Raw genomic sequence first — 19,176 nt, forward strand, 5'->3', positions numbered from 1 at the left:
AAAGGCCCTGATCTCAGGGCCTCTTTTATTATAATTTAGAAAGTAAATTTCTGAAGTTGGTCTTCTCATCGATGATCCTTCTCAAGTCTGAAACAGGAACTCTTTCCTGTTGCATAGTATCTCTGTCTCTAATGGTTACTGTGTGATCCGTAAGTGAATCGTGATCAATAGTAATACAATAAGGAGTACCAATGGCATCCTGTCTTCTGTATCGTTTTCCGATAGCATCTTTTTCTTCATAGAATAAGTTGAAATCGTACTTAAGATCATTGAAAACTTTCTCTGCATATTCTGCTAAACCGTCTTTTTTCATCAACGGAAGGATAGCTGCTTTTATTGGAGCAATAGCAGGAGGTAGAGATAAAACTGTTCTTTCTGAACCGTCTTCCAATACTTCGTCTCTCAGGCAGTGAGAGAAAATAGAAAGGAATAATCTGTCTAACCCTACAGATGTTTCTACAACGTAAGGAACATAGTTTTCATTTCTTTCAGGATCGAAGAACTGAAGCTTTCTTCCTGAAGCTTCTTCATGTGCTTTTAAGTCGAAATCTGTTCTTGAGTGAATACCTTCCAGCTCTTTAAACCCGAATGGGAAGTTGAATTCAATATCAGCGGCAGCATTAGCGTAGTGAGCCAGTTTCTCATGGTCATGGAATCTGTAGTTATCGTTACCTAATCCTAAAGCTAAGTGCCAGTTCAGACGCTTTTGTTTCCACTGCTCGTAGAACTCAAGTTCTGTTCCCGGAGCTACGAAGAACTGCATTTCCATTTGTTCAAACTCACGCATTCTGAAGATAAACTGTCTTGCAACAATTTCATTTCGGAATGCTTTACCAATCTGTGCGATACCGAAAGGAAGCTTATGACGTGAAGTTTTCTGTACATTTAAGAAGTTAACGAAGATACCCTGAGCCGTCTCCGGTCTGAGGTAAAGATCCATAGCACTGTCAGCAGAAGCTCCAAGCTTAGTTCCGAACATTAGGTTGAATTGTCTCACTTCCGTCCAGTTTTTAGAACCTGTATCAGGATCAGCAATTTCAAGCTCCTCAATCAAAGATTTTACATCAGCCAAATCTTCATTTTCTAAAGATTTTGCCAGTCTTGAAAGAATAGCTTCTCTTTTAGCTCTGTATTCCAAAATCTTTGGATTAGTAGCCTCAAACTGAGCCTTATCAAAAGAATCTCCGAATCTCTTCGCAGCTTTCTCGATTTCCTTTTTCTCTTTATCTTCAATTTTAGCACAGTAGTCTTCCACCAAAACGTCTGCTCTGAAACGTTTCTTAGAATCTTTATTATCAATCAATGGATCATTGAAAGCGTCTACGTGGCCTGATGCCTTCCATGTTGTAGGGTGCATAAGGATCGCCGAATCAATACCTACAATATTTTCGTTAAGCTGTACCATAGCCTTCCACCAGTATTGTTTGATATTATTTTTAAGTTCGGCTCCGTTCTGCCCATAATCATAAACAGCGGATAAACCATCATAGATCTCACTCGATGGGAAAATAAAACCATATTCTTTAGCGTGAGAAATCACTTTCTTGAAAACATCTTCTTGCTTTGCCATAATTTTTACGTCTGAGGTACAAAAATAATGTTTTTTATTGGGAAAATATTAATACCTGTAAGATCGTACATTAGAGATTGTCATTAAGATGAATCCTCCTGCACCAATGATCAATAAAATGCCGGCAATAATAAGCAGTACTATTTTTACTATTTTGTATTGTTTTGACCGTATCAAAACAATGACAGCGATCATTAGGATAGCCGCGATCAATATCAATTTTATAAAAAAATCAAAATAGTCTGTCAATTTTTTAGAATTACCGTAGGACCTTATACTCATATAAACAATTTATTTAAAGAATAATGATCAGGAGCTGGAAACCTGCTTTCGCTACTCGCTTTTCCTTGATTTTGGCGGTGGCTTTGCCACCGCCAAAATCAAGGAAAGAGCTCAAACATGCCGCTCAATCAGGGCTATATCGGTTGAAAATTTCTACTTTTGCACCATGTTAGAAATTCTTTATCGTGACGAGCATATTATTGCCATTAATAAGCCGAGCGGATTATTAGTTCATAAATCTTATTATGCGGGAGAAGCTGATACCTATGCTATTCAGGAACTGAGAGACCAGATAGGACAGTATGTTTATCCTGCACATCGTTTAGACCGTAAAACTTCGGGTGTTTTGTTGTTCACATTAGATAAAGACACATTGAGAATCATGAATGATCAGTTTGCAACACGGCAGGTTGAAAAAAAATATTTGGCAATTCTTCGGGGCTGGACGAAAGAAGAAGAAACTATCGACTATGATTTGATTAACGAGGATGAAATTCAGCAAAACGCAATTACTTATTACCATCGTTTGCAGACTTCGGAAATAGATCTGCCTTTTGGAAAACATGAGACTTCCCGCTATTGTCTGGTAGAGGCCATTCCGGAAACGGGTAGAATGCATCAGCTGAGAAAACATTTTAAACATATTTTACATCCTATTTTGGGGTGTCGCCCTTACGGCTGTAATAAACAAAATAAACTGTGGCTGGAGACTTTTAATATGAGTAAATTGATGCTTCATGCCCACCAATTGGTTTTTAATCATCCTGTTACCAAAGAAAAAATGACACTGAATGCAACGGTAAACGAAGAATTCAAAAGAGTAGGGGATATTTTGAAGCTCGATTTAAGTGCCTATTTGCCATAAAGTTGATGATCCTGAAAGCGTCTAAGTGTAGGATTAGAAAATGGTAGTGAGATTTGCGTTAGGATTTCTGCAGAATGGCAGAATTTGTGTTTATTTCACCATAATATAATCAAGGACTTTAACCCTAGCCCCGATTGTAATGAAAATCCTTTTTTTGCAAAAAAAGATTGTAATAAAAAGCGGGAAAAGCTATAAAATAAAATCTTCTTTAAAAACAGTTCACTGATTTTACCAGTTTAAATGATCGGGATGGGTTTTGATTACTTTTCCATATATTAAATGTTAAAATATCATAGGATAATCGGAGATTAATTTTAAAATGAGTAATTTCGTAAAACTTTTTTTCAATGTACAAATCGATCATTCGTCCAATTCTTTTCAAATTTGATCCTGAAGAAGTTCATCATTTTACATTTTCAATGCTTAAAAATTTTGGATTTCTTACCAAATTGTTTTTCCCTAAACCTATTGAAGACAAGCGTCTGGAAAGAGAAGTTTTCGGGTTGAAATTTAAAAATCCTGTAGGATTGGCTGCCGGTTTCGATAAAAATGCTGTTTTGTTTAACGAATTGGGAGATCTTGGTTTCGGATTTGTAGAAATCGGGACGGTAACTCCAAAAGCTCAGGCCGGAAACCCTAAAAAAAGATTATTCCGCTTAATAGAAGACGGTGGAATTATCAACAGGATGGGGTTCAACAACGATGGTCTTGAAGCGGCTATTGAAAAACTGAAAACCAACAAAGGAAAAATAATCATCGGTGGAAACATCGGAAAAAATACCAATACAACTCCCGAAAACTATACCCAGGATTATTTAGACTGTTTTGAAGGTCTTCATCCGCATGTAGATTATTTTGTACTGAATGTAAGCTGCCCGAATGTTGGAAGCCACGCTAAACTTGAAGATGTGGAATATCTGCGTGAACTGATTACAGCAGTGAAGAAAATAAATCAGTCGAAAACGCTACAAAAACCTATATTACTGAAGATTGCTCCGGATCTTAATGACAGTCAGTTAGACGAAATTGTGGATCTGATAGCAGAAACAAAAATTGACGGAGTAATTGTTTCCAATACTTCTGTCAACAGAGAAGGCCTGAAAACCTCTCCTGAAGTTCTAGAACAAATAGGAAATGGGGGATTAAGCGGAAAACCTATCCGTGAGAGAAGTACCAGAATGATCAAATACCTTTCTGAGAAAAGCAACAGAGCTTTCCCAATCATTGGAGTGGGAGGAATACATTCTGCGAAAGATGCTGTTGAAAAACTGGATGCCGGTGCAAGCCTAATTCAGCTGTACACGGGGTTTATCTATGAAGGTCCGGAACTGATCAATGAGATCAATCAGGAACTTTTGAAAAGAGCAAGCAGATTACCAAGATAAAAGAATACATACATATTTCTGAAGCTCAAAAAAATATGAGCTCTAGCTGCAACATTTTTTGTCCTCCTGAATAGGGGGACATTTTACATTTAATAATCTTCGACTTAAAATTATTTGACCTAACCCGGGAATTTCTTTGGATCTATTTTGATTTTACAATAGATGCATTTTCTATATCTACAGTAAATGCATAGGCAGGAGAAGAATCCGATTTGCCTACTTTATATTGTATTGTTTTTCTGTCTTTAGATTTTGTTTTTGTTGTGTCATAGATAGATTCCAGACAGCTTTCGGTTAAGAACTCCTGATAATTTTTATAATTCCAGTCTTTTGTAAAATAAAGAACCCGGTAGCCTTTCTCTCCTTCACTTGCACCACATCTTCCACAGGCATTCAGGTTGGATGTGTGTTCAAAATATAGCAGAACGCGGTTTCCATTTTCTCCTGATGTATAAGAAATCAATTGGTTTCCACCTGCTTTATTAATAAAATCATAGGTGTTGATCTTTTTATTATTCGGGAGAATAATATAATTGTTATAACGGTAGATCATACTATTGCCGGTAAACAATTGAGCAGGCTGAACTTTTTTATCCATATAAAACTGACCGGGAAGGGTGTTTTTTTTGGTCGCATCCTGATCAAACAGTATATATTCTTTAGGCTGTAGTGCTTGCGAAATCTCGTTTGTTTTTTCTACTTTCTGTGGTGATGTGATTTGCTCTTTCAATATTTTGGAATTCTGCTTTTGCTTCGTTCCAAAGTTATATAATGACAGATTGCCGTAATTATATACTCCCGTCAGGGGTATTTTCTTCTGATATTTATCATAGTAATACCAGCCTTCTACAAAATATTGATACAGGCTGCAGTCTGCAATTCCTGCAAAATAAAGATGCATAGTAACAGGAGTTCCTGCAATTTCTCCTTTGAATACTTGTGATGAGTCGGTTACCTTTTTCAGTTCAACTTTCTGACAGAGAAATAATAGAAAGCTTAAAAAAAAGAATAGAGAGAAAACTTTTTTCATGATTGTGTGATGGATAGTTTTAGCTTTTTCAAAGGAAAAAATGGGAAACAGTATAGATAATAAGTCCTACTAAACCTCCTACAAGGGTTCCGTTGACCCGGATGAACTGAAGATCTTTTCCTACTTCCAGCTCCAGCTTTTCACTCAGCTCTTTTCCCTGCCAGTTTCCTACAGTGGTACTGATGAGATTCCCGAACTGATGAGTATTTTTAAGAATGTATTTATAGGCGGTTACCCGAACCCAATGATCTATTTTATTCTGAAGTTTTTCATCGGTCTTTAAATTTTGAGCAAACTCATTCAGGTTCTTGGAAAGATAATTTTTCAGTGCCGAATGATCTTCCTGAAGTTCTTTCATCAGTGTTTTTTTTATAGAAACCCAGATGTCATTGGAATACTCGTCCAGCTTGTCATTTTTTAAAAATCCGTTCTTGATGGTTTTAAACTCATCTTCCCATTTTGGATCTTCTTTCAGATCAACAGAGAATTCATGAATTTTTTGTGTGATAAGTTCTCTTACTTTATGCTCCGGATCTTCTTCTACCTCCTTGAAAAAATCAGAAAGACCTTCTGCAATCTTATCTGCAATTTTATTATCTACAAATGAAGGGATAAACGTGTAACTGCCCTTCTTTACACGGTCCTTGATCATCTCATCATTTTCAATGATATATTCTTTGATCTGCTTGGAAAGATTGGTAATGATCCTCTGATGGTCGTTCTTTTCCAGAATATAACCAATTCCGTTTCCTACCACTTTATTAAGCTTGATGTCATCCGTCATTTCAGCTACTTTTTTGCTGATAAACTGGCTTACTGTAGAGTCGTCCAGCTTATTGAGAATGTCGAGAACAATATCAGAAAGGTTTTTAATCAAAATATCCTGACTTTTCTCTTTACCCAGCCATTCTCCCACAAAGTTGGAAACCTTAAGCTTCTGAATGTAGGGCCGTATATTTTGAGGAGAAAGAAAGTTGCCCACTACAAAACTGCCAAGATTATCACCTAATCTCTGTTTGCTGTTTTCAATCAGATTCGTATGAGGGATCGGAAGGCCAAGGGGATGACGGAATAGGGCGGTTACTGCAAACCAGTCTGCTAATGCACCTACCATAGCTGCTTCTGCAAAAGCCCGAACATAGCCTATCCAATGAGAATTATTAGACTTCTGTAAAATAGTGGTCACTATAAAAATAATGGCCATCAGAACAAATAATCCTGTAGCAAATGCTTTATATTTTCTGAGCTGTTTTCTTTTTGCTTCGTCATTCATATTCTCAAATTTACTAAATTTGGTTACGAAACCCGTTATTCTTAACAAGAGCTTTTAACCCATAAAAGATACAAAAACTTTTGAGCCTTTTCGGGTTAAGGTTTGCGGAGCTTACATAAGAAATGTAATTTTTAGTTTCAACGATATTAATTGTTCTGACGCTTGCGTAGAGAAATATTAACCTATTAAAACTATTCCTATGGAAAATACAGAAGCAAAAAACAATCCATACTATTCCAGAACAGATACAGCCAAGCTGGATATCCCTAATGAAGAATGGAAAAAGATCCTGGCTCCGGACCTGTACGCCATTGCCCGAGAAGCTGCCACAGAAAGGGCTTTTACCGGAAAATATAATGAATATGATGAGGTAGGAGACTATTATTGTGCCGTTTGTGGAAACCACCTGTTCCGTTCAACGTCAAAATTTGCAAGCAGCTGTGGATGGCCGAGTTTCTTTGAAGCCGATAAAGACGGTGTGTATTATAAAAGAGATCAGGCTTATGGAATGGAGAGGGTAGAAGTGCTTTGTAAGCGATGTGATTCTCATCTGGGACACGTTTTTGATGATGGCCCGAAACCTACAGGATTGAGATATTGTATGAATTCTGTGAGCCTGGAATTTATTTCTGATTCTCAGAAATAGATTTTTTATAAGATATTCTTTGAAAGAGCTGGATTTCCGGATGAAAGGAAATTTGTCCGGAACGGCCTTTCGAAGTATCATCTTAATATATAGCCTGAATTTGGCGGAAAAAGATGAGTTAAAAATATTATGAACTGGAAAGAATCCGGAAATGAACTGAATATTTTTGTGATCAAATATTTTTATATGATATTTCAACCTGTAAATAGGAGTTATCGGGAACAGGCGGAATAGATTTATAATCAGGCAGATGCCTGCACTACCGTTAAAGTTTCTTAAATAGCGTTAAACTTTTTAGAGTTATAACCCTCTGGTAGTTATGTTTTTATAATTTTGCCCCACTAATTTGGATTTATATATTATTGAATGAAAGGATTTTATAGCGTAATAGGCCTTGTTTACATGGTTACGACTTCATTCTATCTTTCTCCAAGAACGGTGGTAAAGAATGAAAATTTCAAAACAAAAACTGAAAAAGTAGCTGTAGCTGACGACACGAAATCTGAGAAGAGCGCAGGAGCTGTATCTTCATCAGAAGCATTGTACCAATCAATTGCCTTTGACCCGGAGCATGAATTGAATTTTGAAGTGTTCTCAAAAGCATTGACGGGTTTCGAAAATTTAAAAAAAGCAGGATTACTTAACCAGGATTCGCATTTATTGACTATCTGCGATTTTTCTATGTCTTCGAATATGAAAAGACTTTGGATAATTGATCTTGAAGATAAAAAAGTTCTGTTCAACTCATTGGTTGCTCACGGTAAAAATACAGGCGAAGAATTTGCGACGAATTTTTCTAACAGGGAAAGTTCGTTACAGAGCAGCTTAGGATTTTATATCACAGATGCAACCTATCAGGGAGACAACGGATATTCTTTGAAACTGTTGGGAATGGATAAAGGATTTAATGATGCTGCATACAGAAGGGCAATAGTCCTGCATGGAGCCAACTATGTAAGCGATGATTTTGCCGCCATGCACAAAAGAATCGGAAGAAGCTGGGGATGTCCTGCGGTACCAAAAGAACTCACGCAGCCCATTATCAATACAATTAAAGGAAGAAACTGTCTGTTCATTTATTATCCTGATCAGAATTATCTTTCCTCCTCGGAATGGTTAAAAGCATAAAAAAGAGCAGTCAGATTTGACTGCTTTTTTTATTTTTTAGAAGAAAATTCTATAGTAAATAAGCTCCCTTTTGAAATTTCTGAATGCACGGAAATCTTTCCTTCATGAATTTCTACAATTCTTTTTACAATAGAAAGACCTATACCATTTCCTTTTTCAAAGTTTTTATTAGACCCCCGGTAAAAGAGGTCGAAAATATTGGAAAGGTCTTTCTCCGAAATCCCAATCCCATAATCTATAAACTTGATCTTTATAAACTGAGCATTGGTTTCTATTTCTACATGACAGCTTTTATCCCGTGAATATTTGCAGGCATTTTCCATAAGATTAGAAAAAGCAACCTGCAGGAGATACGGATTTCCATGGAAGTCATAATTGTTCTCATCCTCATCCGTAGTATTCCCTACATAATTGATTCCGATTTTATAATTTATATTTTTCTGAAGCAGTGCTAGCTTGGCTTCTGCCAAAATTTCATCCAAACGAACCTTGACAAGACTGATTTGTGAGACATCATAGCTGGCCCGCGCAAAATCCAGAAGGGCTGATGAAAGCTCCGATGCATCATTGGCATCCTGTAAAGCATTGTCAATGGAAAGCTTGTAATCATCCAGAGTTACATTCAGTTCTTTGGCCAGTTCAAGTTCTGCAATTAAAGTGGAGAGCGGAGTTCTGAATTCGTGAGAAAGTGTTGTCACAAACTGTTTATGGCTGTTAAAAGATTTTTCAAGTCTGTTGAATGTAGAATTGAAGGTTTCAGTCAGTTCATAAATTTCATCCTTAGCTTTTGGAATATCCAGTCGCTGATCCAAATTATGTTCTGAGATATCACGGATCTGAACAATGATATCTTTTAATGGTTTTAAGGTATAATAGGAGAACAGAAATCCAATAATAAAAATAAGAACAATACAACTGATATAAATGATGATGATGTCTTTTTTAAACTCTGCAATATGAGCCTTTCCGGTTACATCCTCTGCACTTCCTATGATGTAAAACTTCTCTCCGTTTGATTCAAACTGAAGAGCAATATACTGACGGTCGCCCTGCTGCCAGAATATTTTGTTTTTATTGGATCTGATCATTTTATCCAGATACTTTTCATTGCTTTTTGAAGGGGGAATATCTGTGAATGTAAGTTCTTTATTACTGTTATAAACGCTGATATCTGCCTCATTCAGCAGTTTCTGATTACGCTGATGAAGCTCACGGATTTTTTCATCGTTGATTCGGGCATCAAAAATAAATTCCGAACGCCAGATGACTTTATATCCAAGACGGTCATTAAACTCATCTTCCCGGTTTTTTTCGGATACAAAATAAAGAACGTAGGCAAACAAAAAAAGGATGCCTGCTGTAAGTACAGCGTAGATCAATGCAGTTCTGGTTGCTATTTTCATAATTGTGAAGTGAAAATAAATCCTACCCCCGGCTTGGTATGAATAAGTTTCTGGTCAAAATTCTTATCAATTTTTTTTCGCAGATAGGCAATATAAACATCTATATAATTGGTTCCCGTGTCAAAATGATTTCCCCAGACATTTTCAGCAATTTCCTCCCGGGTAAGAATCCTTTCCGCGTTGCTCACAAGAAATACCAAAAGCTTAAACTCTTTGGGGGTGAGTTCAATCTCTGCTCCGCTCCTGAAAACCCTGTTGAATTTTTTGTCAATTCTCAGATCATGATATTCCAGCTCCGTCAGATAGGCTTCTTTATTTTTATTAGACCTTCTCTGGAGAATAGCCTTTATTCTCACAAAGAGCTCTCTTATTTCGAATGGTTTTACCATATAATCATCTGCTCCGGCATCAAATCCTTCAATTTTTTCATCAATTGTTCCCAAAGCGGTCAACATAATAATGGGTAAGTCAGGGTAATTTTGCTTAATCAGTTTACAGAGATCTATCCCATTCATTTTAGGAAGCATGATGTCCGTAATAGCCAGGTCGAATGTTATTTTATTCAACAAAACAATGGCATCTTCTGCATCTTCGGAAATATAAACCTGATATTCCTGACTTTCCAGTCCTCTCTTTAAGAGACTTGAAACCCGTGAATTATCTTCTACTATTAAAACTTTCATAAGCAAATACTAAGGATGTAAAGACTTTTTTTTATTCAGAATTTGTTTTCAAAAGGTTGATTTTCAGCTAGCCTTAAATCCCTGTACAAAGGTATTTCATATTTTCATTTTATCAGAAAAGATTAACCTTTTTAATAGTTTTCTATAAGGTTTCTAATAGATTTCTAATACCAGTGCAGGCTTTCCCGATCTAATTTTGTCCCGTTGAAATCAACAAAAAGATAAGAATAGAAAAAATATGAAGACTACCTCTTTCAGAACCGGACTTGCTTTATTTTCCCTGTTGGGAATCATGGGAAAATTAGAAGCTCAGAAGAAAAATGATTTTAATAATCCCGGATTGACCCATTATTTCAATGATGAACATTCACGATATATTTCCCTGAGCGGGTACGCTGAACTATGGGCCAGGTATACACAGCTGAATCCTGGAAGTCTTGTGAATAATGAAGCTAAATCAGATCTGTCTGATCTTTCGCTTCGCAGAGTTCGTGTGAAAATGACCTACAAACCTACTGAGAAATTAATGTTCGTATTGCAGGGAGGAACTACCAACGTGAATGCCAATGCAAAAGCGAGTAATTATTTTGATCTGTTGGATGCTTATGCTGAATATTCCTTTAATGATAAAATTGCTTTCGGAGCTGGACGCTCTACATGGCGCGGTCTTTCAAGGTTTACAACGGGCCCTTTAAATACGCTGTTGTACGATCTTCCGGCTTATGCCACTTCCAATGCCGGAGCTACAGACTATACAGTGAGAGAGCTCAGTGCTTATATCAAGGGCCAGCTGGGAAAATTTGATTACCGTCTGGTAGTAGCAGATCCTTATACGATGACCACTGCAGATCCTAAATATAATGTGGCTGCTTTCAGTAAAAATTCTCCGGGGAAAGATTTCTCAGGATATTTCAGATATGCTTTCTTGGATAAAGAGAATATTTCAACCCCTTTTAATTCGGGAACATACGTTGGCAAAAAGAATGTATTGAGTTTAGGAGCCGGATTTGATTATATCCACAATGCACTATGGCATCTGGATTCCGGAAAAAATACGGTGAATGATGATATGAAAAGCTTTGCAGTAGATTTATTCTATGATGCCCCGCTGAACAAAGAAAACGGAACATCAATAAGTGCTTATGGAATGGCAATGCATAATGATTATGGTCCAAACTATATCCGGTATGTAGGAACCAATAACCCTGCAACTTCTGTAGATGTTACTCAGGCCAGCCTTAACGGAGCAGGAAATGCAATGCCTGTCATCGGAACCGGAAATACCTATTATGTACAATTGGGAGGAACCCTTCCTTATTTAAATAAAGAGAAGAAAAATCTCCAGTTACAGCCGGCAGTTGGAATACAATTATCTGACCTGAAAGGACTTCATGATAATGCAGTAGTCTATGATGCGGGAATATCTCTTCTGCTGAACGGAATGTCCTCCAGATTAACCTTTGATGCGCAGAACAGACCTGTTTATGCTAACGGCCCTTCCAATGATGCAGTAGTCTCTGACAGAAAATGGCAGTTTGTCCTTAAATACAGAATCGATTTTAATTAAAATAAGATACTATGGAAAGAAGAAAATTTTTATTCCGATCCGTTCAGGCTTCTGCCTTGCTTTTGGTTTCGGGAAATATGCTGGCCTCTGCTTTACCCATGTTTAACCCTATAAAAAAGAAAAAAATGTACTTCCATTATTTATTGTTCTGGCTGAGAAAAGATCTTTCTGAATCAGAAGTAAAAGAATTTGAGAATTTTTTTGAAGGCCTTAAAAAACTTCCTTACCAAAAAAATCTTCGCTACGGAAAACCAGCAGCATCCACTCCGAGAAGTGTTTTAGACAGCACATTTACCTACAATGCCTCTATGGAATTTGAGAGTCTGGAAGAACTGGAAGCTTACGGAAAACTTCCCGAGCATCTGGCACTGGTTCAGAAATATAAACCATTCTTTGACAGAATGTTGGTTTATGATACTGTATATAATTAAAAATAAAGAATTAAATTTATAATGAAAAATTTCATGAAAGGGCTTAGCCTTGTTTTAGTAGTAAGTACTGTAGGATTTATGAATGCACAACATAAAAACCACAAAAATGTGAGTGTAACTCCGGAAGTCTCCACAGAGTTTATTCCGGCTATAAGGTTGATTAATAACCCTGATGGGTCATGTACTTTTGAGAAAGGAAAAATACCAACACTTAAGCACATGAATACAACGACCTTCTGGATGAGTAATAAAACTGAAGAATGGGAGAAAAACGCCCATCCTGCACCCAGAAGGCAATATGTAATTACCATCAAAGGGAATATTAAATTCAAAGTGACAGACGGGTCCACTTTTATGATTAAACCTGGAGTTGTACTTCTTGCCGAAGATCTTAAAGGATCCGGACACAGCTGGGATATGGTGAAAAGTAAAGAATGGGAGAGACTTTACATCCCGATTTCAGAAAATGCTGATGATCTTTTCGTTCCGGATGCTCAGTAATTTTTAATACAACTCTCTTTTAAAAGAGAATTATATAGATTCGTTATGTTTGAAGCAGCCAGTTTTGGCTGCTTTTCCTTTTGAAGAAATTATTCTAAATACTTTTTAATAACAGTTCTGGCTTCCTCAATACTATTGCTGATTCGGGCAATTATTTTTCCGTTTTCATCGATGATAAAGTGGAGGGGATAGGTTGTAGCATTCACTTTTTTTTGGAAGTCTTTGTTGGCATCAAAGAAATTCATCCAATTCGCATTGTTTTTCTTTAAAATATTCTTTGCAATCTCCATTCTATTGGGTTTTTGTTCGTCTGTGATCGTGATGAAATTTACATTTTGATCTTTATATTCATGATACAGCTTCACAAGTTCAGGCATACTTTTTATACAGGGAGCACATGTGGTTGACCAATAGTCAATAAAGGTTAATTTATATTTCTTAAAGTCTTCCGAAGTCAATTTATTCTGCTTGTCAAAATAAATATCAGGTATTTTTTGTCCGATGGATGTAGATTGTTCTGCTTTTAAACGAGCTTCAACACCTTTGTATAATTTGTTTTGTTTAAATTTTGCTGAAAATAAATTTAAGTTTTTCAAATAAGCAGGGTGATAATCCTCAAGAGTATAATCATTCACAATCTCCCATAATGCGACATATGAATTTGGTTTTTTCCTGATATATTCTCCTAAAAATTCCTGTTTCTTGTTCATGTTGATCAAACTGTCACGATGGTGAGGACTTTTTGATTTTATATAAAACTGTTCCAATGATCTTTGTAAAGCCTTATATTCTTTATTGGCCGGTGAATCTATATTAAGTTCTAGATTGTTAATGTGTTGAGGTAAATTAATTTTATATTTTCCTTTTTCTAAGAAAAATATTTTTGTATTATAAATGGGCTCACCTTTCTTTCCTATATAGCCAAACGCTACAGGTTGAGGATATTCTATAAAACCATTGACAATATTTTTCTTTTGAATTTTAAAATAATAAATTGAATGAGCTATCTTGATCTTTTTACCAAAATCAGAAATATTATCATTCGTTTGTATTTTGAATGTATAAAGATCTCCAAATCCGTTTCTCGTCATTGGAGCACCCAACATGAGGCTGTCATTAATGTATGAATCTGAACTGAGATCAATTTCAAAATTATTCTGAGAATAAATAAAATTTGAAATGAGAATTAATAATGCATAGAGAAGTTTCTTCATAAAATATTTTGTAATGGAACTAACTTACAAAAAGTTTTATACATAAAAAATCCTTGTGCAAAAAACACAAGGATTACAATTTATTTTGATTTCAGGATTAGCTGAACTTCTTGAAAATTACGGTTGCATTATGACCTCCGAACCCAAAGGCATTGCTTAAAGCATAGGTAATGTCTTTTTCCTTCGCTTCTCCAAATACAATATTGATATCCTGTGGAATATTCTCGTCAATAGAATGAAGATTGATGGTTGGTGGAATAATTCCGTTTTGAATGGCTTTGATGGACAGAATTGCTTCAACAGCACCTGCTGCTCCTAGTAAGTGACCTGTCATGGATTTTGTGGCACTGATGTCAAGGTTTTTACTTCCTTTAAATAATTTATTGATACCGTTCAGTTCCACCAGATCTCCAAGTGGGGTAGAGGTAGCATGAGGATTAATATAATCAATATCATCTGTGTTAATTCCTGCTTCATTAAGCGCTAATTGCATTGCTTTGATTGCTCCCACTCCGTCAGGATGAGGTGCTGTCATGTGATAAGCATCCGCTGTCATCGCAGCTCCTACCAATTCTGCATAGATTTTTGCACCCCTTGCCCTGGCATGTTCGTACTCTTCCAGAATCAAAGTTCCTGCACCTTCACCCATTACGAAACCATCTCTGTTGGCATCATAAGGGCGGCTTGCAGTTGAAAAATCATCATTTCTCGTAGACATGGCTTTCATAATAGAAAACCCACCGATAGATGCCGGAGAAATGGCTGCTTCAGAACCTCCGCTTACAATTACTTTAGCTTTTCCAAGACGAATGTAGTTGAAAGCATCCATTAACGCGGTATTCCCGGTTGCACATGCTGAAACCGTTGTATAGTTGATCCCCTGAAGACCATATTTCATAGAGATCATTCCTGATGCCATGTTGGCGATGAACTTCGGTACAAAAAAAGGATTGAATCTTGGTGTTCCGTCACCGGCAGCAAAATTCATTACCTCGCTTTCGAAAGTCCACATTCCGCCCTGTCCTGTTCCCCAGATTACACCAGTATCGAAAGGGTCCATATTTTCAAGTTCAAGTCCGGAATCCTTTAAAGCTTCCGCAGTTGAATACATTGCATATTGTGAAAATAGATCACTTCTTTTGATTTCGTTGTGTGTTAAATGAACTTTTGGATCAAAATTTTTAACCTCACAAGCAAAATGAACTTTAAATTTTTCCGTATCGAAATGGGTTATTTTATTAGCCCCACTCATTCCATTGATGCTGTTTTGCCAAAATTCTTCGACATTATTTCCCAAAGGCGTCACTGCGCCCAGACCTGTAATGACAACTCGTTTCATACTTAGTTATTGATTTTGAATAAATTGGAGGTCCCTCTTGCAATTAAGCGCGTTTTGTCAGCGTTCCATATTTCGCATTGCGCGTTTACAAATTGCCTGCCTCTTTTAATGATTTTAGTTTCAGCTACAATATTATCATTTTCTTTTGCAGTTGAAAAATAATCAATGACATTATTTATAGTGGTGATGAAAGAATTTTCATTTAAAGAAAACATGGTGGCACCGATAACGTCATCTATAATAGCTGCTGTAACTCCGCCGTGAAGATTTCCAATCGGATTCAGCCACTCAGCTCTTACAGTGTATTGAAACTCAAGCTGCCCTTCTTCTACAGAAAGCACAATAGGATTCAGCCATTTCATAAAAGGAGATGGTGACTGGTCAAATTCTTTTCCGATGAATTGTTTTAATTGTGTTAATCTATCCATACTTTCAATTTTTATTTTTCTAAAATCATCGTTATGCCCTGTCCCCGCGCTGCACATATGGAGATAAATCCTTTTCCATTTCCTTTTTCATGAAGAAGTTTTGCAAGAGTTGCAATCACTCTTCCGCCTGTTGCTGCGAAAGGGTGGGCTGCTGCCAGGCTTCCTCCTTTTACATTCAGTTTAGTCCGGTCTATTTTTCCTAATGCTTTTTCCAAGCCGAATTTTTTTGCCAGATCATCATTTTCCCAGATTTTTATAGTGGCTAAAACCTGTGCTGCAAATGCCTCATGAATTTCGTAATAATCAAATTCTGACAGACTCATGCCTGCTTTTTTCAGCATTCTTTCTGCCGCAAATACCGGAGCAAGAAGTAAATCTTGTTTATTTTCGACATACTCTATTCCTGCGACTTCTGAAAAAGTGATATATGCTAAAACAGGGAGGCCGTTGGCTTTCGCCCATTCTTCGCTTGCTAATAAAACTGCTGAAGCTCCATCCGTAAATGGAGTGGAGTTTCCTGCCGTTAAAGTTCCATTTTGCTTATCAAAGGCAGGTTTTAGCTGTGATAATTTTTCCAGACTGCTGTCACGGCGGAGGTTATTATCTTTTTCCAAACCGAAAGCAGGGGTAATCATATCGTCAAAAAATCCTTCATCATAAGCTTTTGTCATGTTTTGATGACTTTTTAACGCTAATTCATCCTGTTCCTCTCTGGAAATCTTATAGTATTTAGCTGTAATCTCTGTATGCTCACCCATTACCAGACCTGTTTTAGGCTCCTGTCCTTTATAAGGGACCGGCATCCAGTCTTTCAGTTTGGGGCCTAAGAGTTGTTTTAGTTTTCCAAAGGCTGATTTTTCTTTATTCGCTTTTAATAAAGCCTTTCTTAATCGTGGTGAAGACTCAAAAGGAATATTGCTCATGGCTTCTACTCCGCAGGCTATACCACTTTCTATCTGTCCCAAAGCAATTTTATTTCCAATATAGATTGCTGCTTCAATCCCTGTATCACAGGCCTGTTGAAGATCACAGGCAGGGGTAGCGGAATCAAGAGAAGTGTTCATAACCGTTTCTCTGATGAGGTTGCTTTCAGAAATATGCTTAATCACGGCTCCACCTGCAACTTCTCCAAGCAATTTTCCTTTGAGCTGATAGCGGTCTATCAATCCATTCAGTGCTGCCAGTAGAAGATCCTGATTGCCTTTTTCTGTATAAGCGGTATTCATTCTGGCAAATGGAATTCTGTTGTATCCTATTATTGCCACTTTTTTTGTTTCCATAAGGTGAATTTTATGATGGAAGAATATTGAGTTCCTGGTCAATCATACTCCTGATTTTATCTAAAGCCTGATTCAGGAATTTCTCATCATCCATGGTTTTGGAAAGTAAGATTCCCCCTTCAATAAGCATCACAAATAATGATGCATATTCATCAGCATTTACCTTCTCATTCAGTTCTTTGTTTTCCTGACCATGTTGAATGACGGCCGTTATTTTTCCAGTCCAGGCTTCAAAAGATGTTTTAACCTGGTTTTTGAGCACTGGAAATGAGTCATCTGCTTCGGTAGCAGCATTCATCAGCGGGCAGCCCCCATTTGAAAAGACAGAGCGCCAGTTCTTTCTGTAAAAATCAACAAAAGCATGAAGTTTATCTACGGAGGCCGGATATTGATCTCCAAACGAACGGCTCATAATTTTGCTCAATTGGCTTGCATTGTATTTATACACCTCAATGGCTACCTGATCTTTATTTTCGAAATTACCGTAGATGCTTCCTTTCGTCAGCCCCGTTGCTTGAGTAATGTCTGAAAGCGAAGTAGATATATAGCCCTTTGTATTAAACAAAGTAGCTGTTTTTTCAATAATGAACTGTTTTGTTTTTTCCGCTTTTGACATTTTAAGTGTTTAATTATAATGCAAATATACAAAAATATACCAATTGGTATATTTTGTTTGAAAATTAAATCTGAGGGTTACTATTGCTCAGATTTAATGTGTACTATTTACAATCCTTATTGCTCTAAAGTAGCATTCAGAGTGATTTCAAAGTTGAAAGCAGCACTTACAGGGCATCCTTCTTCTGCTATTTTAGCAAATTTCTGAAACTCTTCTTCTGAAATTCCCGGAACTTTAGCCGTTAAAGTCAATTCAGATTTTGTGATTTTTCCAATATTAGGATCCAGAGTGATAACAGAAGTTGTTTTCAGTTCTTCAGGATTATAACCTGCCTGAGAAAGCTCTGCATCCAGTTTCATAGTAAAGCATCCTGCATGCGCTGCTGCAAGCAACTCTTCGGGATTGGTTCCCACTCCGTCAGCAAAACGGCTGTTGAAAGAGTATTGAGTCTGGTTTAATGTTGTACTTTGCGTTGTTAGGTGTCCTTTTCCTTCTTTGATTGTTCCGTTCCAAACGGCTGTTGCGTTACGTCTCATAATGTTTGTTTTTTAATATTGTTTGATTTTGATGATACAAAGGTAGATCTGTGGCAGGTTTTATTCAATAGAGGAAAAGACTTAAATATTGTACTTTTTTCCCGTAGAGTAATTTTTTTTAAAATAAGCAGGAGTACTTCCTGTTTTACTGGTGAAAAGCCTGTTGAAATAAGCAGGATCCTCATAGCCGAGATCATAGGCTACTTCTTTGACTGGTTTGTCAGTATAGAACAATAATCTTTTAGCTTCTAATAAAATCCTGTTAATAATAAGCTGGTTCGGAGAATCAATGTTTAAATTTCTGAATTTGTGGGCTAATGTTTTAGGAGCCATATGAAGGAGTTCTGCATAATCTGCTACATTATGTTTTTCCCGGAAATGAATTTCCAGATATCTGCTGAAGTCTCTGAAAAGATCGGGTTCGGTGCCTGAACTTTTAGTGATCTTATTGTTCAGATTCTGTTTTTTCCATTGTCTTGTTGCCCGGATGATCATCTGCTTTACATAGGTTCTGATCATTTCTTCCACAGAAGAATCTTTCGCTTGAAGTTCGATTTTAATATTTTGAAAAAGCTCTTTTATAAGCTTTGTTTCTGTATCGTCGAGTTCCACAAATGGAATTTCGAATACATTATGAAAGAGAAGTCCGTCACAGGCAACCTCTCTATCATGAATCTGAATACAATAAAAATCACGGTTATAATACAGAAGTATTGACTCTTCTTTTCCTTTTTCTATATTCAGGTGCTGGTTGGTAAGAAAGAATAATGAGGGTTTCTTTGTTTTGTAATGATTAAAATCAACGGTAAGTTCGTAACCTGCAGGAATGAAAAAAATTTTAACGTCTGTTCTAAACTTATTTCCGTTGACGTTTTCCAGATTTTCTTCTGAAAATATTTCAAGCCCGAGTCTTTTATAATGATCTTCAAAAATAAGAGGTGGCGGCATACTTTAACTTTAGATTAAAGATACAAAAAAGCATGATTTCAAACAGATTAA

Annotated in this window: 19 protein-coding genes; 7 read left to right on the forward strand and 12 right to left on the reverse strand. The window is 36.7% G+C overall.

From position 1 onward, the window contains the following. Nucleotides 1-28: 28 nt before the first annotated feature. Nucleotides 29-1,570 (reverse strand): glycine--tRNA ligase, encoded by a 1,542-nt coding sequence (locus tag AC27VX_RS01880; protein ID WP_236856910.1) that lies wholly within the window; start codon nucleotides 1,568-1,570, stop codon nucleotides 29-31. Between the two features lie 448 nt (nucleotides 1,571-2,018). Here AC27VX_RS01880 and AC27VX_RS01885 point away from each other — a divergent pair, with 448 nt between their 5' ends. Further along, nucleotides 2,019-2,717: a pseudouridine synthase gene (locus AC27VX_RS01885; RefSeq protein WP_236856911.1), complete on the forward strand. Its 699-nt coding sequence runs from the start codon at nucleotides 2,019-2,021 to the stop codon at nucleotides 2,715-2,717. A 347-nt stretch (nucleotides 2,718-3,064) separates the two neighbouring features. After that, nucleotides 3,065-4,102 carry a quinone-dependent dihydroorotate dehydrogenase gene (locus AC27VX_RS01890; protein WP_236856912.1) on the forward strand — a complete coding sequence of 346 codons (1,038 nt, stop codon included), beginning with the start codon at nucleotides 3,065-3,067 and terminating at the stop codon, nucleotides 4,100-4,102. Nucleotides 4,103-4,244: 142 nt separating this feature from the next. Here AC27VX_RS01890 and AC27VX_RS01895 read toward each other — a convergent pair whose 3' ends face one another. Next, complete coding sequence (locus AC27VX_RS01895; protein ID WP_488693597.1) at nucleotides 4,245-5,132, reverse strand: hypothetical protein; 888 nt, start codon at nucleotides 5,130-5,132, stop codon at nucleotides 4,245-4,247. Nucleotides 5,133-5,160: 28 nt separating this feature from the next. Next, entirely contained in the window at nucleotides 5,161-6,405 is a 1,245-nt protein-coding gene (locus AC27VX_RS01900; RefSeq protein ID WP_236856914.1) for a DUF445 domain-containing protein, read from the reverse strand. Nucleotides 6,406-6,604: 199 nt separating this feature from the next. On the opposite strand from AC27VX_RS01900, the gene msrB reads away from it, so the two are divergent. Next, nucleotides 6,605-7,051 carry a peptide-methionine (R)-S-oxide reductase MsrB gene (msrB, locus tag AC27VX_RS01905; protein ID WP_236856915.1) on the forward strand — a complete coding sequence of 149 codons (447 nt, stop codon included), beginning with the start codon at nucleotides 6,605-6,607 and terminating at the stop codon, nucleotides 7,049-7,051. A 366-nt stretch (nucleotides 7,052-7,417) separates the two neighbouring features. Continuing rightward, the gene (locus AC27VX_RS01910) at nucleotides 7,418-8,179 is read left to right on the forward strand and encodes a murein L,D-transpeptidase catalytic domain family protein (protein ID WP_236856916.1); all 762 of its coding nucleotides are present in this window, start codon (nucleotides 7,418-7,420) and stop codon (nucleotides 8,177-8,179) included. Nucleotides 8,180-8,208: 29 nt separating this feature from the next. On the opposite strand, the gene AC27VX_RS01915 is transcribed toward AC27VX_RS01910, so the two are convergent. Both AC27VX_RS01915 and AC27VX_RS01920 read right to left on the reverse strand, forming a co-directional pair. After that, nucleotides 8,209-9,582: a sensor histidine kinase gene (locus AC27VX_RS01915; RefSeq protein WP_300687680.1), complete on the reverse strand. Its 1,374-nt coding sequence runs from the start codon at nucleotides 9,580-9,582 to the stop codon at nucleotides 8,209-8,211. Further along, a complete protein-coding gene (locus AC27VX_RS01920; protein ID WP_236856918.1) occupies nucleotides 9,579-10,265 on the reverse strand; it encodes a response regulator transcription factor in 687 nt (228 codons plus the stop codon). The genes AC27VX_RS01915 and AC27VX_RS01920 overlap by 4 nt, the downstream gene beginning before the upstream one ends. A gap of 238 nt (nucleotides 10,266-10,503) precedes the next feature. On the opposite strand from AC27VX_RS01920, the gene AC27VX_RS01925 reads away from it, so the two are divergent. Genes AC27VX_RS01925 through AC27VX_RS01935 form a run of 3 tightly spaced genes read left to right on the forward strand, consistent with a single transcriptional unit; the run spans nucleotide 10,504 to nucleotide 12,764 of the window. Continuing rightward, nucleotides 10,504-11,832, forward strand: coding sequence for a hypothetical protein (locus AC27VX_RS01925; protein WP_300687677.1), 1,329 nt, complete (start codon nucleotides 10,504-10,506; stop codon nucleotides 11,830-11,832). 11 nt (nucleotides 11,833-11,843) lie between these two features. Then, a complete protein-coding gene (locus AC27VX_RS01930) occupies nucleotides 11,844-12,263 on the forward strand; it encodes a Dabb family protein (RefSeq protein WP_236856920.1) in 420 nt (139 codons plus the stop codon). A gap of 21 nt (nucleotides 12,264-12,284) precedes the next feature. Then, nucleotides 12,285-12,764 (forward strand): cupin domain-containing protein, encoded by a 480-nt coding sequence (locus AC27VX_RS01935; RefSeq protein ID WP_236856921.1) that lies wholly within the window; start codon nucleotides 12,285-12,287, stop codon nucleotides 12,762-12,764. An 89-nt stretch (nucleotides 12,765-12,853) separates the two neighbouring features. On the opposite strand, the gene AC27VX_RS01940 is transcribed toward AC27VX_RS01935, so the two are convergent. The 7 genes from AC27VX_RS01940 to AC27VX_RS01970 all read right to left on the reverse strand — a co-directional run bounded on the left by AC27VX_RS01940 (nucleotide 12,854) and on the right by AC27VX_RS01970 (nucleotide 19,125). Continuing rightward, on the reverse strand, nucleotides 12,854-13,978 hold the full coding sequence (locus AC27VX_RS01940) for a TlpA family protein disulfide reductase (RefSeq protein WP_236856922.1): 1,125 nt from the start codon (nucleotides 13,976-13,978) through the stop codon (nucleotides 12,854-12,856). 97 nt (nucleotides 13,979-14,075) lie between these two features. Next, nucleotides 14,076-15,317 carry a beta-ketoacyl-ACP synthase II gene (gene fabF / locus AC27VX_RS01945; RefSeq protein ID WP_236856923.1) on the reverse strand — a complete coding sequence of 414 codons (1,242 nt, stop codon included), beginning with the start codon at nucleotides 15,315-15,317 and terminating at the stop codon, nucleotides 14,076-14,078. 2 nt (nucleotides 15,318-15,319) lie between these two features. Then, nucleotides 15,320-15,745: a PaaI family thioesterase gene (locus tag AC27VX_RS01950; protein WP_236856924.1), complete on the reverse strand. Its 426-nt coding sequence runs from the start codon at nucleotides 15,743-15,745 to the stop codon at nucleotides 15,320-15,322. Nucleotides 15,746-15,756: 11 nt separating this feature from the next. Further along, the gene (locus tag AC27VX_RS01955; protein ID WP_488693603.1) at nucleotides 15,757-17,025 is read right to left on the reverse strand and encodes an acetyl-CoA C-acetyltransferase; all 1,269 of its coding nucleotides are present in this window, start codon (nucleotides 17,023-17,025) and stop codon (nucleotides 15,757-15,759) included. Nucleotides 17,026-17,035: 10 nt separating this feature from the next. Beyond that, complete coding sequence (locus AC27VX_RS01960) at nucleotides 17,036-17,641, reverse strand: TetR/AcrR family transcriptional regulator (RefSeq protein WP_488693605.1); 606 nt, start codon at nucleotides 17,639-17,641, stop codon at nucleotides 17,036-17,038. A 116-nt stretch (nucleotides 17,642-17,757) separates the two neighbouring features. Next, nucleotides 17,758-18,177 (reverse strand): OsmC family protein, encoded by a 420-nt coding sequence (locus tag AC27VX_RS01965; protein ID WP_077413428.1) that lies wholly within the window; start codon nucleotides 18,175-18,177, stop codon nucleotides 17,758-17,760. Between the two features lie 81 nt (nucleotides 18,178-18,258). Then, nucleotides 18,259-19,125, reverse strand: coding sequence for a helix-turn-helix domain-containing protein (locus tag AC27VX_RS01970; RefSeq protein ID WP_488693607.1), 867 nt, complete (start codon nucleotides 19,123-19,125; stop codon nucleotides 18,259-18,261). Nucleotides 19,126-19,176: the final 51 nt, after the last annotated feature.

This window comes from Chryseobacterium sp. 14P4.3.2 (assembly GCF_057799275.1).